Origin of the sequence: Nostoc sp. KVJ3 (assembly GCF_026127265.1) — a bacterium.
Taxonomy (GTDB): domain Bacteria; phylum Cyanobacteriota; class Cyanobacteriia; order Cyanobacteriales; family Nostocaceae; genus Nostoc.
In genome coordinates this window covers 20,204-32,258 of the sequence record NZ_WWFG01000009.1, presented here as the reverse complement: position 1 = coordinate 32,258, position 12,055 = coordinate 20,204, and the positions used below count along the sequence as shown (strand labels likewise).

Sequence of the window (12,055 nt, the reverse complement as noted above, 5' to 3'; positions counted from 1 at the left end):
AAACGAACATAAGATTAAAATTGCGTTATGTCCAAAATTAAAATTTACGACATCAAAGAATCAGATAAAAATTCTACAGACTCTTCTGTTGACTTGATTGAACTTAACGATTTTGAACAGAATTTGGTTGTAGGAGGACTAGATCCGGATGCTGGCGGTTTAGCTATTATCGGTCTAGGTATAGCAGCAGCAGGAGTTGCTAGTGTGACAGCACCAGCAGTTGCCGCAGCAGCATTAGTAATTGGTATTGGTATACTTTTACGAGACGCTTTCTAATTAGCATCAGAATTAAGTCGAGGACTCCCCGACTTAATCCTTTCGCTCTCCCCACTAATACATCATTCATTCACAATCAAGTTATAGTCGATATAACCAAGCATCGCCCCTCTTTTTATCGCCTCATAACGGTTTTTTACGTGCCATTTACTGTAGAACTCTTGCATAAATATTTTGTGGTATGATCAAGGGTTATTCTAATTTCAGTTTTTGGTAAGAATTTATAAATTGTTTCGAGCAAGTATTATCAGGCGATTCTTCGAGAACACCGCAGGCATCGCTAACTAAAAAAATGGCCGCAAACGTTGTTTCAGTTATTGATTAATTACTGAAATTATTTGATAAGTTTGATTTTTTAATCGATTTATATGGCTAATTCGTGATTATAAATTCCCGCAATTAAATTAGACCTTAAGCCAAAACGTCGGTGACGGTTTCGATATCTATCAGACAAAATTTTAAATATCTTTAGACGACGATTTACATGTTCAACAGTAATTCTTAATCGATTGAGTTCTCGATTATATTTTTTCTGTTCTTTCGTCAACTTCTTCCCTTTTGGTTTTTTAATCGGTGTTTCACTCAATTGATGAATTTTATTAATTCCTTGATAGCCTTTATCCGCTATCACTTTGAGCAGGGCAAACGCATCTTATTTACTAATAAAAACTAAGAGAGATTCCAAAATGACATAGATAATTGTAAAAATTGATGGAATGATAAATAAAATAAATCAAGTATTTTTAAGAATTTGAATTAGCTTATCTTCGACCGAATGACTAATCATCAATACTAAAATAATTCAATTATGAGTCACATAAAAATGTATTTACTTAGAGAATAAATAAAACTCTTATGTAAAATATTCAACTCAAATTTTGATGTATTATTTTAAGCCAACGCTAAAATACTTAGTAAGTATTTGTTGTCCATCGCAGCGAGAAACTGTTTATTTTTGATTCCGCGTTTGACACGCTTCTCTTGAGTTAAAAGATTGACTGCAATATGTCTGAGAATTGCAAAATTCTGTGGAGCATTATCTTTTCTAATTCGACAGTCATCTTCCCTTAAGGCAACATCTAATACCCAATGTAATGAATTCTCAACTCCCCAATGACTGCGAATAGAATTACCAAACTGTTCAGCATTATCTTCAAGGCTACTAATAAAATAACGAGTTTCAACTGTTGTTTTACCGTCTAATAAACGGACAGATTCTACCATACCAACACTATTGAAGTTTGACCAAACTGAATCTGGGTTAAGCAGAGACTGAATCTGAGATAACATCACATAGTTGCGGATTTCATGACGACCATGCCCTCTTTCATCTGTGTTATATGTGCTATGTTCAATCCCCTGAGAATCTGTACTTATCCCTGACTGGAATAACTTTTCAACTTCATCATAAAGATTTCCTTGATTCTTTTTTAATGTAATTACATAATCTGCATCTTGCTCTGTAATTAATCTTACAATCTCTTTTTGGCAACCGATTGCATCAATTGTCACAATACATCCAGACAGTTTTAAGACCTTTAATAATTCTGGAATTGCCGTAATCTCATTTGATTTCTCGTCTACTTTCACTTGTCCCAAAACTAATTTATTTGTAGTTGCCCAAGCGCTTACCATTACAATTGCGCTTTGCTCACTACTACTATCATAAGAACTACGTAAAGTTTTCCCATCAATTGCAATTACTTCACCTTCAGTTATCTTTTGTATTGATTTCATCCAACAAAGAAAACATTCTTGAAACTGTTGAGGATTTATTTGTGCAAAAACTCGTGCAAATGTATCGTGGGATGGAATGCCATTTGGTAATTCTAAAAATGTTTTTAACCACTCATATTTCGCACATCCATAAGTTTCTACTGCCACCCAGCCATCCGCCCCACAAATCACTGCTATTATTGCGATTGTCATAATATCAATTAAATTGTGCCGTTTAGTGCGATCTATTCGTGGATCTTGTATCACCGCAAAATGGTCAGCAATCGTGATTTTTGGTTTCAGCTTCATAGAAAGGAGAATCAGAATGAAATTCTTTTTTGGAGTTCCTGCAAGAATACCATGTTCCTTGACAGGCAGTCGTCCTGACTTTTCACGCCATCTGTAATAAGTCACTTTAATCAGTTAGCGATGGCGTAACCGCCCAACGCGCTGGCGATCGCATAAATTGAGTTTTTCTTTGCCCTGATCTTCTCGTGATTCCTAGTCATTAATCTAAAACTATTGAGAATCAGACTGTGAGAAAACCTACGCTATTAAGTGGAGAACTGACCGTGAAAATTTAGGCAGCCGTCGGCTGCCTCTAACTCCCCCTCGCAATGATTATCATTTTCATAATGAGTGAGATTTAATTTCCTCAAAGCCTTATGTAGTTTGAGTCTTGGTGTATTTCATCCTGATTCAGGCTCGTCAATATTTAGATGCGTTTGCCCTGTCACTTTGAGTAATTCTCCAAATTTTACGCCACTGTTTTTAAATAGCCTAAAATCATGAGTTTTCCCTAAACCATGCCCTAAGCAGATGATCTGACTGCTTTTTTGGCGGATTACTACCTGTGTTTTTAAAGTATGTTCTCCTTGTTTCCCACTAAAATACCTTTTTTGGCCTTTCTGAGGCTTTTCAATTGGACTCTCTGTGACATCCATTACAACTAAATCTTCTTGGGATGACATTTTCCATAATTCTTTTTTCCCCGGTAAACTAAACTTTCTTGACTTAATCAAAATATTTTCAATTTTAAAAACTATTCGACAAACCGTAGATTCTGAAAGCCCCCAGTCTAATCCAATATGATAGTAAGTACGGTATTCCCTCCAGTACTGAATAACCATTAAAACTTGGTCTTCAATAATTAGTTTAGGTCGGCGACCTGGTTTCTTTTTATTGTGAGCATCAGCTTTAACTACATCAACCATTAACTTAAAAGTTTTACGGCTTACTCCAGTCATGCGTTTAAATTTTCTCGCAGTAAGCTGTTTAGCTTTCCTTATTTTCACTGCTCCTCAAAGTCCTAATTGCAAATTCTCAAATTTTTTATTGTACCACAAAATACTTTTGCAAGAGGTCTTGTACAAATCACTGGCATAGCATTTGACTGTACTAACTGAGAGAAACATTTGTTTGGCAATATCTTGAAAAATTAAACCCTGAGCCAGTAAACGCAGGACTTGTATTTGTCGTTCGGTGGGAGAGTCAAGCAAGTTTTTATCAGCAAAACTAGGGTCAATATATCTATTTTTATCAAGGCTTTTTAACAGTTTTTTAGCCAGCTTCGGGTCAAGCAGGCATTCATCAAAGTAAGCTCTCTTGATGGCTAGTTCAATCAATTCTACATCAGCACTTTTGAGCATATAAGAATCAGCCCCATGACCGAACAATTCGCAATTCGCAGTAGCCTGCGGCTGATAAATGGCTATTTATTGGCGGATTTATTATTGGTGTCCCTGCCGTGACTGTCCCTCTTGCCGTGAAGCTGCCGTAGGCTACGACCTATACAGGATATGGATTGCCGTGATTGTGCCGTATGCCGTAGACAGCCATAAAAGCCAGTTTTACATCTGTTAAAGTTACCACGGCATCACGGCATCATGCTCACCAATCAGGCAGGAAGTAGTTATCATTGCCGTCAGAATTTATCCTTTCTCTCTCAACTAATTCCGCTAAACCATCAATTAACTCTTGCTCTGAATAGCCAGATAATCTGTCAGCTTTTTTCAAATCACGTAATGTTTTTGGTGTTTTATTCTTGACATTATGGAAGTATTCATAAATCTTTATAGCTGCCTCAGATAATGGCTTATGTTGGTGATGATGAGCAGCAGTTAGATTAAATTCCAAGTCATACACTCTATCTACATATTCATCATTATCAGCAATCGGTAAGGCTTGATTAGATAAGTTGGGCATCAATGCCACAACAAAACCACCCACAGATGCAATCATTACTGGACGGAGATTTTGATAAGAAACTGATTTTACTTCCTGGTATTTAGATTTAATTTGTTCCCTCTCTTGCTTACCGGGAATGATGTCACCTCTATTCAAAATTAATTCCAATACGCCATAAGATTCTTGCTCTCGACCGTTCTTAATATACTTGTTACCCAACAGTAGCAAGTTGAGGCACATTCTTGTTTGAGCATCCATCTTTTCAATGCCCAATGCTGCCAAATTAAAAGACTGTAGGGAAGCAATAAATTTAGTATTAAACTCTCGACCAATCAGTAAAATATCAAGTAATTTACTCCCGTAATTCCAATCAGAGTAAAGCTTGCTTAATTGATCAGCAATCACTAACCAGTCATCCAAAATTAGAATTAATGGCGGTAAAGATTCGCGCTGTGATTCTGGTAATTGCTTACGTTGTTTGTAGTTGAGGTAAAAGTTGTCAATTACGTCTTTAGCTAGGTCTGGGTTCTCCTGATCAAAGACAATTACTCTCTCCTTCTCCCGTAACCCGCAGAAACTATCATTCTTAGCACTAATTACCCAGATATCCGCACTCTTTGAATCCGCCAATATTTTCTGAATTAAGTAATTGAGGGTGACTGATTTACCGCTTCCCGGTGCGGCGACTAAAGCAGTAGAACTATCGGCTCTGGCTAGAGCTTGCAAAGTATTGAGGGCAAGAGGTTCTGATGGGTGAAGGTAATCACCTGTTGGGGTTGCTCCCGGTGCGATTGCGCCCTGTTCTCCCCCAGTAACCTTATCGTTGGGGTCAATCGTCCCCTGTAAAGTCTGACTCCCTTGTAGATAGGGCGTTTTCATCTCACGCAACTGTTTAATGTACTCTGCCTTCTGTTGCTCGGTCATCCCAGCCGTTTGCGCCTCAAAAATAGCGTCAGTTGCCTCCATTTGGGTAACTTCAATTTCCGTGTGGGCGTAAATCTCGGCTTTTTGGATATCCACAGTGCGATCATTGGCTATCAAATCTAAATCGGCTTGTAGTTGAACTTCTGCGATCGCAACGTCTCGGTAACTCTCTAGTAGCTCGGAACGTGCGGCCATCTCTGCCTTTGCAGCATCCCGCTTTTGGGCAATGTCTTCAAAAACTGCCCTCTGTTTCTCCTCATCTTGACAATGGCGAAGCATCCACCCAGCAAGCGCAAACCCCAGGAATCCACCAAACGCCCAAAAAGGCTTATATGGGTTGGTCGCTTTCACCAGTCCGTTTACCCCCATAGCTGGGTCACGCACTACTTGGCGCGGCATTCCATCACTCTTCCACTGTGACCAATAAAATGGGGTCATCCTGAAAGGTCGTCCATTCTTGTCTGAGCAGGTCAATGTTTTTTGTGGGGTTTTCAGACAAAAGTAAATGCGATCGCTGCTGGTTCCTTGCCAAGCCATTGCAGCCGAGCTAATTCCCACAGTCAAACTAAGCCCAATTGCAACAGCTTTCTTGTCCATTGGTAGGCGACCAAACCACAACATTAAACCCGATTGTTGTGACTCGGATAACTGTTTATGTTTCTCACTTAAATAATTCATTTACTTCTCCTGCCACCAAATAGAAAAATCATTAATAGTGCTACGAATATCGCCACACCAGTACTACTCAACCAACTGGAATAATCCGCAGTTTTAGGCTGGTACATTGCCGAAATTGAAGTATTAGCTGTTTGTGTAGAAGTTCGAGCTTCTAACCACTCGTCTAACGGCTCAGATAGCGCACACAATAACGCCAGTGATGCACTGCAACCAGTCATTAAATTAGTAACGAAATTATTAAACCCTTCACCTGTTGCAGTCGCAGTAAAATACAGGTGTGCAGTACCCACTGCAAGAAACATTCCAACTGGGTGAACTTGCAACAGATGAAAGGTAAAAATCACTGCACTGTTTAAGCAACTGCCAGCGACAATTTCACAGGCATTCCCAGCACGTCTAAATGTTCTAGCTCTGTTATTTTCTGGTAACGGTTGCGGTTGTGATGGTTGCTCTTGTTTCTGTTGCTGTGGAGTCTGTGCCAGCCCTTCATGCAAAAAAGGGCTGACGCTATGAGGATCTTCATTTCGTTTCCTTACTAGCATCAGCCTTAACCTTTCAACTAATAGTTATCTATCGCCTAATTTTTGCCACAAGTTACCCAACATTGCACCCCAACCGCGAACTGTTCCTGTTGCTGAAACACTTGATGCTGGTGCAGAATTTTGGCTAGTAACTGGTATCACTTCTTGGGGTGTTTGATTGGGTTCTAATGCCCGTGAACCATACCGCGCACGGGCTAAAAGTTGTTGGCGTTTCTCTCTTAATCCTGTAGTAATTGCCTGCCTCTCAGCTTGCACAACTTGCCTATTTTCGATGCCGCTAATTTTGTTCTCATGCCGCCACAATTCCGCTTGTAAATCGTGGTGTAATTGGGTAGCAACTTCGGTTAGTGCGTGTTTCCGTTTTTGGTCAATCCGCAATAAATCTGCTCTATCTTGGGCATCTATCTTGCTCATCTCGCTGTCAAATTCAGCGTTAAGTTTACGGATTTTACCAATTGCACCCGCTACATGAGAGCCGTATTGTTTGCGAAGTTCGACCCAGGTAACTTGCCCTTTGGTCAGCTTCTCCATCGCCTCAAAGACCACCTTGGCATTGTCCAAAAATGGCTCTAATCGGTCAGATAATTCTTGGGCATTATTCGCATAATCGGCAAACTGTTCGAGCTTATTTATATCCGAAAGATAGCCCAGAATATCAGACTCAAACCCTCCCCAAGATTGCGCCTTCTCGTCAATATGCGAACTATGACCAACTACCGGATTACGTATTGCAAAGTCCATTGCGTTATTCTCCTAATAAGGTATTAAGTCGTAGTTGATATCATCGTCATCAGAGGGCGTTTCATCCCAATAGCCCATGTCTTCAAATCGGCTATAAATTCTCGTTGCTAATTGCCTTAGAGGGTCGTCAAAATCATCAGAGATTAAATCAAATCTGTTGGAGCCAAACGCCAAGATATTTGCAATGTCCGCGTCAATCCCATTACCCAAGAATTGACCAAATGCAGCAGAGTATGGATGGTCATCGATGGTTGAATGAGTTGCTAAGAATTCAGTTCCAGTGAAGGGTGGGTAATCTTCACTCTCGAATATTGGTGTGTCAAGTGCCTCAATATCTGCTGAGATCATTGCTGACCATTGTTCAGGATTTTCTGCTTTGAATTGCTCTAATCTCAGGGCGGAGTCGGTCAGAGGCGATTTGCCCCAATCGTTGGGATTTTTGTAATCGAGTGTCATTTGTTAGAATCCTTGTGTACTTTTCGTTTTGCGGCGAGAGATACATACCATTGGGGCGATCGCCAAGCTTGCCGGCAGGTGCGATCGCTTCATCATCAGTTCTCACAAAACTCAACAAGTTCAAAAACCTCCCTCTGCACTTGGTTTTGACTTAATTCTTTTCGTCTACCTTTCGAGTCATTGAATACAAAAGGCACATTGACTCGACAATTAGACCGATGGCTGTAGCGCAGTTGTTGACCACGGAATTCGTACAAATGATTACGCTGTAAGGCTGTCGTTGAAAGCATAAGTTTGTCCCTCGACTTGGGAGTAGAATTCGATATTTAGAATCGCTTCGTGAACTTCAACAAGCGTCTGAACAGCATCACCCAGACGCAGGTCATTTGACGTAGTGAATCGCTCTGATGCCTCTAATTTCATGTACTCTGGCGTTGCCCTCAACATCCTCAAACTCTCTTCGTACCCTTTGAGCATTGCTAAAATTTGCTCGACAGTCAAAATTTGCTGCATAGATATACGCTCCAAAGAAACTAGGAATTGTGATGCAAGCTATTAAAAGGACTGGGCGGATTTTGAAAGCAAGCCACTGATAATCAGACTCTAACTTTTGCCTATTATTGTTTGTTTTGGTTGACATACATTACTAAGCCCACAGTAAATAACCCAACTCCTAAAGGCGATATACAAGCAGCTACACCACCAATTAGCGAGAGGGTAGCCACACCAGAATAAAAACAAACTTCAGTCAGTAAGTGCATTTTTCTTTCCTTTGAAATGAAGTGCAAGAGAAATAGAAATCTGGCATCGGATAATGCCATCTTTGAAGCAATATCTAAGGGTTTGCTGCTAGGTTCAGAATCTCTTGCAATGACTTTTGAGCAGTTCGCTGTTTCTGGGTTATTCCCCGTTGGGACAAAAAATCTTTGGCGTTCACCCCTTTGATAGAATGAGCAGCAGTCACAAACTCGGCTGCAAACTGGTCTAAATAGCTTTCTAAGCCATCTCTGACAGTGTTGGAATGAATTTCTACAAAGTTGTCTACGACTGCTTGACCACTTAAATAAGCCAGAGTCGAAGCGATTTTCTCAATGGTCAGCACGTAATTACCAGCAAATTCCTGAAGGGCATTGACAGTACCATCAATAATCTGTTGCTGTTGTTCTATTGGTAAAGGACTATCGCTAGAAGGAGCGATCGCGGTTACTTCCCCCGTATTAAGTTCAAGGGCCTTCTGCTTGAATGTGTTGGCTAGGGTTTCAAATTCTGCCAAAGTTATTTCCTTGAGGCTATCAAAATCATCGGGGTAAGCTTCTTGAAGACTGAATCTGATAATCTCTTCAGCAACTCCCAAACGTTCGGCAGATTCTTTAATAGAAATCATTTCTGGCTTATTGGTTTTGGTGGAATTAGGACTCATGCAGCTGTACCTCTTTGAATTACTTGGGCGAACTGTGCTTGAAACTTGGCTTGACTGAATTCCTGGGGATACTTTTTGATGTAGTTCTTTACTCCTGGAGTTTAGACTAAGCAATGGAAAATGACCCAGCAGGGCTGAGTTAATCAGAGACTTAGCAAAAGTATGAAGAATCTTGGGTATTAAACAGCAACAGATGGTTCTTTAGGTGGTCGTGCTACTGTTTTTTTAACAATGGGACATCGGTTTTTACGGTGACGCTTCTTTCCTTGTTGCCAACCGGGAGACTTTCCGCGAGGTTTGGGTGCAGAGGTGGGAGTACCAATGGCCGCAAAAACTCCACCTATAGCTTGAGCAACTCTTCCAGGGGTCAATTTATCTAGAGAGGCATCACCGTGCCAAATTGGGAAAATTGTACGCTAAGAAGCTGATGCTAACCTCAACGCTATGAAAATAAGTTGTTTTGAGCAAATGGCATACCTCTATTTATCATTTTTGGCTCGAATTAGTCTTTCCAGATGGTGCAGAGTACTAGCAATACTCTGCACCAATCAATTGAGGATAAACAGCCGCTCACGGGTGCTATAGAAAAGCGAGGGGCTAAGATGCTTGCTGGATAACGCTTTTAGCCTTAGCGTACAATTTTCCCGTTTTGGCACGGTGATGCCAGAGACTTCTGCCAAGGTAAAGGATTGTCAGTAACGATATCGCGGGCTAACCACAATTCCCAAGTCATCAGAGGCATGAGGTCACTCCACCGTTCACTTTGCTTAGGAGTACCAAAGTTTGGTACAGTCCAATGTAGACGCTGCTTCAAAAAGCGATACCAGTGGTCAATGGTAAAGCGACGCAAGTAAAGACACCAAACTTCTTCTAAGGGTGGCATTTCTTCTCCTACCCAAGCCAACCACAAAGGTTTGGACACTCTCATGTTACCTTGCGCGTCCAGACGTTCAACTCTGATGATTAACATTGGACGTGTAGCAGCCTGACGGAAGTGTAAATCTTTCCACAAGCTCACACGCACACGTCCTAATTTTGGGTCATTTATTTCTAATACAGATGTTGCTTCATTCCATGTTGTGGGCTCATTCAGTTTAAATTTATCACCATGCTTTTTAGGTCGCCCCTTTCCCGAATAAGCTTTTGGTTCACCCCATAAACACAGATTTGAACGCAACCGAACGAGAATATCTGCTGGAATATTCGCAGTTTTTAAGATAAAAGGCGCACAACCATATTCACTATCCCAAACTGAAATCGGTCTGGTAGGCAAATATTTACACACCTGTTTGAGTTGCCAAATTGCTTTCCCAATAGGACTTTCGGCACTTGTGATCCGTTCATGTCTTAATGGTAATGCCCAACTTCCCTCATTTTCAGGTATCCAGGCAATTGTGCTATATCCTTGACCAATGGTAATCGGTTTATTTCCTGCTATGGATGTGCCACTATGCTCATAAGTTCGCTCTTGCAACCTGACGGCATCTGGGCGTGACCAGTTTGTGTGATCTCCTGCTAACAATGGTCGTCCCTCTGCGGGGATTTGTTTGATATATAGCTGCATCAATTTCTGTCGCTGTGGCCTACTATCTTGTAGTGCCTCATAGATACTTGGCCACTTCCTTCTAAATACTGGCGATAGGGACAATTCTGCTAGGCAATAAACATTTCTAGTTAGCAATATGGCATCTGTCAACTCAAAAGTTGCATCGTGTGCTCTGCCTAAATATTTGTAGACTGCTTGACGGAATTCTTCTAATCTGGCACGTTTCATCTTGGCATCTGAGTAATGGTAGTTCGTTTCTCAGCTTCTGCCAAAAGGGGGCCTGTATTCAATCAGACACCCCTTTTCTTCTTGCTTATTATATGATAATGATAATCGAATAAGGGGGGTGGGAGAGAAACGAGCGACGCTCGTTTCTCTCCCACCCTTTTCATGATTATCATTATTGTATTATTTTCTGAGCAGGTATACTACACAATAATTGTTAAAGGTCAGGATGCTTTAAGGCTGACAAGATAATATTTTTAACCTCTAATTCCTTTTGATTTGCGTTCTCTCATATCGCTTTTAGTCTAAACTCCAGTTACTCGTTCGACAGAACGCAGATTAGCCATCACTCGTCCAATGCGGGACAGAACCCAGCTTTGGTACGGGGATAACGGGCAAGAGCGATCCGTACTGCCATCAGTTTTTACTGGGTAGGCTTGCCGATAGCCATCTATGCGGTAAAGAGCTATGCCGTCCCAACTGACCAAAGTTGAACGAGCAACGTTAAGAATTTTTGCTAGTTCAGATTTCGTAACATAACTTGAGCAAAACAGACCGGGGGAATCTAAATCAAGTCCCCGTGAGGAGTTTGACGCTTTCATACTTCATTTATCGATTAATGGTCAAACAGTAATTGATAGTCAATAACAAATGCTGACAAGTAATCAACAGGTATTGACAACTAACGGTAGCTTTGGAGTGTCCACACGCTAAAAGGATTGATTTATAAGGTTTTTCCTTACTCGGCAGACACGAATTGGTTAACGGCTGTTGTTGTTTCTCTGTCTTGTCTGTTATCATAACGTATATCGCGCAATCGCGCAATACGTGGTAGACGAAGATGCCGGAGGTGATGCGAGAATACTAGATATCGCGCAAAGAGAGAAAATGTCTAAGAAAATTCCAGAGGGAATGACTGAGCTAAGTGTCTATGTGGACAAGGATGTGAAACTGAAATTTAAAGTGGCCTGTACTAAGCAAGGTAAGCCTATGGGTGAAATAGTAAACACATTACTCAAGGATTGGCTTAAGACAAATGAGTAAAGACGCGATCGCAAAGGGGAAACTAACCTATCACTCAAGCTATAGCCAAACTAGTAAGATTTGATGGATTTATTAATTGGTATCTATATACGGATTTCTGACTTTTTACTGACTGTTAGCCAAATGACAATATGTGCCTAATGTTACTTAATGATATGCTGACAAGCAAACAACATCTCAACCCCAACCAACTAAGTTCTATTTATGGTTTTAAATCTTTAAGAAATTGAGCTAATAAGCCAAAAAGTCTGCGAGGTACGAACTCACAGACTTAGGCTCAAATTCTTCATTTGATTTCGG

Annotated in this window: 15 protein-coding genes and 3 pseudogenes; 4 read left to right on the top strand and 14 right to left on the bottom strand. The window is 40.7% G+C overall.

Translation table 11 applies throughout. The annotated features are described in order from the left end of the window. Positions 1 to 27 precede the first annotated feature (27 nt). Positions 28 to 276 carry a hypothetical protein gene (locus GTQ43_RS38285; RefSeq protein ID WP_265277874.1) on the top strand — a complete coding sequence of 83 codons (249 nt, stop codon included), beginning with the start codon at positions 28 to 30 and terminating at the stop codon, positions 274 to 276. Between the two features lie 364 nt (positions 277 to 640). On the opposite strand, the pseudogene GTQ43_RS38280 reads toward GTQ43_RS38285, so the two are convergent. From GTQ43_RS38280 to GTQ43_RS38265, 4 genes and pseudogenes are all read right to left on the bottom strand, one after another. After that, positions 641 to 916 (bottom strand): annotated as a pseudogene (locus GTQ43_RS38280) (transposase family protein); the annotation flags it as partial. 251 nt (positions 917 to 1,167) lie between these two features. Then, complete coding sequence (locus GTQ43_RS38275; protein WP_265277622.1) at positions 1,168 to 2,301, bottom strand: ISAs1 family transposase; 1,134 nt, start codon at positions 2,299 to 2,301, stop codon at positions 1,168 to 1,170. Positions 2,302 to 2,726: 425 nt separating this feature from the next. Beyond that, a pseudogene (locus GTQ43_RS38270) lies at positions 2,727 to 3,287 on the bottom strand (transposase family protein); the annotation flags it as partial. Positions 3,288 to 3,293: 6 nt separating this feature from the next. Next, positions 3,294 to 3,641 (bottom strand): helix-turn-helix domain-containing protein, encoded by a 348-nt coding sequence (locus GTQ43_RS38265; protein WP_265277872.1) that lies wholly within the window; start codon positions 3,639 to 3,641, stop codon positions 3,294 to 3,296. 58 nt (positions 3,642 to 3,699) lie between these two features. Here GTQ43_RS38265 and GTQ43_RS38260 point away from each other — a divergent pair, with 58 nt between their 5' ends. After that, on the top strand, positions 3,700 to 3,855 hold the full coding sequence (locus tag GTQ43_RS38260; RefSeq protein ID WP_265277871.1) for a hypothetical protein: 156 nt from the start codon (positions 3,700 to 3,702) through the stop codon (positions 3,853 to 3,855). Positions 3,856 to 3,882: 27 nt separating this feature from the next. On the opposite strand, the gene GTQ43_RS38255 is transcribed toward GTQ43_RS38260, so the two are convergent. The 4 genes from GTQ43_RS38255 to GTQ43_RS38240 are packed head-to-tail and all read right to left on the bottom strand — an operon-like array spanning position 3,883 to position 7,520. Further along, on the bottom strand, positions 3,883 to 5,781 hold the full coding sequence (locus tag GTQ43_RS38255; RefSeq protein WP_265277870.1) for a type IV secretory system conjugative DNA transfer family protein: 1,899 nt from the start codon (positions 5,779 to 5,781) through the stop codon (positions 3,883 to 3,885). Then, positions 5,778 to 6,323 carry a hypothetical protein gene (locus tag GTQ43_RS38250; RefSeq protein WP_265277869.1) on the bottom strand — a complete coding sequence of 182 codons (546 nt, stop codon included), beginning with the start codon at positions 6,321 to 6,323 and terminating at the stop codon, positions 5,778 to 5,780. Before GTQ43_RS38250 ends, GTQ43_RS38255 begins: the two co-directional genes overlap by 4 nt. A 24-nt stretch (positions 6,324 to 6,347) precedes the next feature. Continuing rightward, positions 6,348 to 7,064, bottom strand: coding sequence for a hypothetical protein (locus GTQ43_RS38245; protein WP_265277868.1), 717 nt, complete (start codon positions 7,062 to 7,064; stop codon positions 6,348 to 6,350). Positions 7,065 to 7,076: 12 nt separating this feature from the next. Beyond that, the gene (locus GTQ43_RS38240; RefSeq protein WP_265277867.1) at positions 7,077 to 7,520 is read right to left on the bottom strand and encodes a hypothetical protein; all 444 of its coding nucleotides are present in this window, start codon (positions 7,518 to 7,520) and stop codon (positions 7,077 to 7,079) included. A 28-nt stretch (positions 7,521 to 7,548) separates the two neighbouring features. Here GTQ43_RS38240 and GTQ43_RS38235 point away from each other — a divergent pair, with 28 nt between their 5' ends. After that, the gene (locus GTQ43_RS38235) at positions 7,549 to 7,704 is read left to right on the top strand and encodes a hypothetical protein (protein ID WP_265277866.1); all 156 of its coding nucleotides are present in this window, start codon (positions 7,549 to 7,551) and stop codon (positions 7,702 to 7,704) included. A 77-nt stretch (positions 7,705 to 7,781) separates the two neighbouring features. Here GTQ43_RS38235 and GTQ43_RS38230 read toward each other — a convergent pair whose 3' ends face one another. The 6 genes and pseudogenes from GTQ43_RS38230 to GTQ43_RS38205 all read right to left on the bottom strand — a co-directional run bounded on the left by GTQ43_RS38230 (position 7,782) and on the right by GTQ43_RS38205 (position 11,313). After that, positions 7,782 to 8,033, bottom strand: coding sequence for a hypothetical protein (locus GTQ43_RS38230; protein ID WP_265277865.1), 252 nt, complete (start codon positions 8,031 to 8,033; stop codon positions 7,782 to 7,784). Positions 8,034 to 8,137: 104 nt separating this feature from the next. Next, a complete protein-coding gene (locus GTQ43_RS38225; RefSeq protein ID WP_190735106.1) occupies positions 8,138 to 8,281 on the bottom strand; it encodes a hypothetical protein in 144 nt (47 codons plus the stop codon). 74 nt (positions 8,282 to 8,355) lie between these two features. Continuing rightward, entirely contained in the window at positions 8,356 to 8,940 is a 585-nt protein-coding gene (locus GTQ43_RS38220; protein ID WP_265277863.1) for a hypothetical protein, read from the bottom strand. A 179-nt stretch (positions 8,941 to 9,119) separates the two neighbouring features. Next, entirely contained in the window at positions 9,120 to 9,311 is a 192-nt protein-coding gene (locus tag GTQ43_RS38215; protein WP_265277862.1) for a hypothetical protein, read from the bottom strand. Positions 9,312 to 9,607: 296 nt separating this feature from the next. After that, positions 9,608 to 10,714 (bottom strand): annotated as a pseudogene (locus GTQ43_RS38210) (NF041680 family putative transposase); the annotation flags it as partial. 302 nt (positions 10,715 to 11,016) lie between these two features. Continuing rightward, entirely contained in the window at positions 11,017 to 11,313 is a 297-nt protein-coding gene (locus GTQ43_RS38205) for a hypothetical protein (RefSeq protein ID WP_265277860.1), read from the bottom strand. 226 nt (positions 11,314 to 11,539) lie between these two features. Here GTQ43_RS38205 and GTQ43_RS38200 point away from each other — a divergent pair, with 226 nt between their 5' ends. Next, positions 11,540 to 11,755, top strand: a complete 216-nt coding sequence (locus GTQ43_RS38200; RefSeq protein WP_244919588.1) for a plasmid partition protein ParG — start codon at positions 11,540 to 11,542, stop codon at positions 11,753 to 11,755. Positions 11,756 to 12,055 lie beyond the last annotated feature (300 nt).

Bases quoted from the DNA above. Each gene is read 5' to 3' on its own strand.
- GTQ43_RS38255 (WP_265277870.1), bottom strand. From the start codon at position 5,781: ATGAATTATTTAAGTGAGAAACATAAACAGTTATCCGAGTCACAACAA.
- GTQ43_RS38230 (WP_265277865.1), bottom strand. From the start codon at position 8,033: ATGCAGCAAATTTTGACTGTCGAGCAAATTTTAGCAATGCTCAAAGGG.
- GTQ43_RS38285 (WP_265277874.1), top strand. From the start codon at position 28: ATGTCCAAAATTAAAATTTACGACATCAAAGAATCAGATAAAAATTCT.
- GTQ43_RS38245 (WP_265277868.1), bottom strand. From the start codon at position 7,064: ATGGACTTTGCAATACGTAATCCGGTAGTTGGTCATAGTTCGCATATT.
- GTQ43_RS38250 (WP_265277869.1), bottom strand. From the start codon at position 6,323: ATGCTAGTAAGGAAACGAAATGAAGATCCTCATAGCGTCAGCCCTTTT.
- GTQ43_RS38225 (WP_190735106.1), bottom strand. From the start codon at position 8,281: ATGCACTTACTGACTGAAGTTTGTTTTTATTCTGGTGTGGCTACCCTC.
- GTQ43_RS38205 (WP_265277860.1), bottom strand. From the start codon at position 11,313: ATGAAAGCGTCAAACTCCTCACGGGGACTTGATTTAGATTCCCCCGGT.
- GTQ43_RS38240 (WP_265277867.1), bottom strand. From the start codon at position 7,520: ATGACACTCGATTACAAAAATCCCAACGATTGGGGCAAATCGCCTCTG.
- GTQ43_RS38220 (WP_265277863.1), bottom strand. From the start codon at position 8,940: ATGAGTCCTAATTCCACCAAAACCAATAAGCCAGAAATGATTTCTATT.
- GTQ43_RS38275 (WP_265277622.1), bottom strand. From the start codon at position 2,301: ATGAAGCTGAAACCAAAAATCACGATTGCTGACCATTTTGCGGTGATA.
- GTQ43_RS38265 (WP_265277872.1), bottom strand. From the start codon at position 3,641: ATGCTCAAAAGTGCTGATGTAGAATTGATTGAACTAGCCATCAAGAGA.
- GTQ43_RS38260 (WP_265277871.1), top strand. From the start codon at position 3,700: ATGGCTATTTATTGGCGGATTTATTATTGGTGTCCCTGCCGTGACTGT.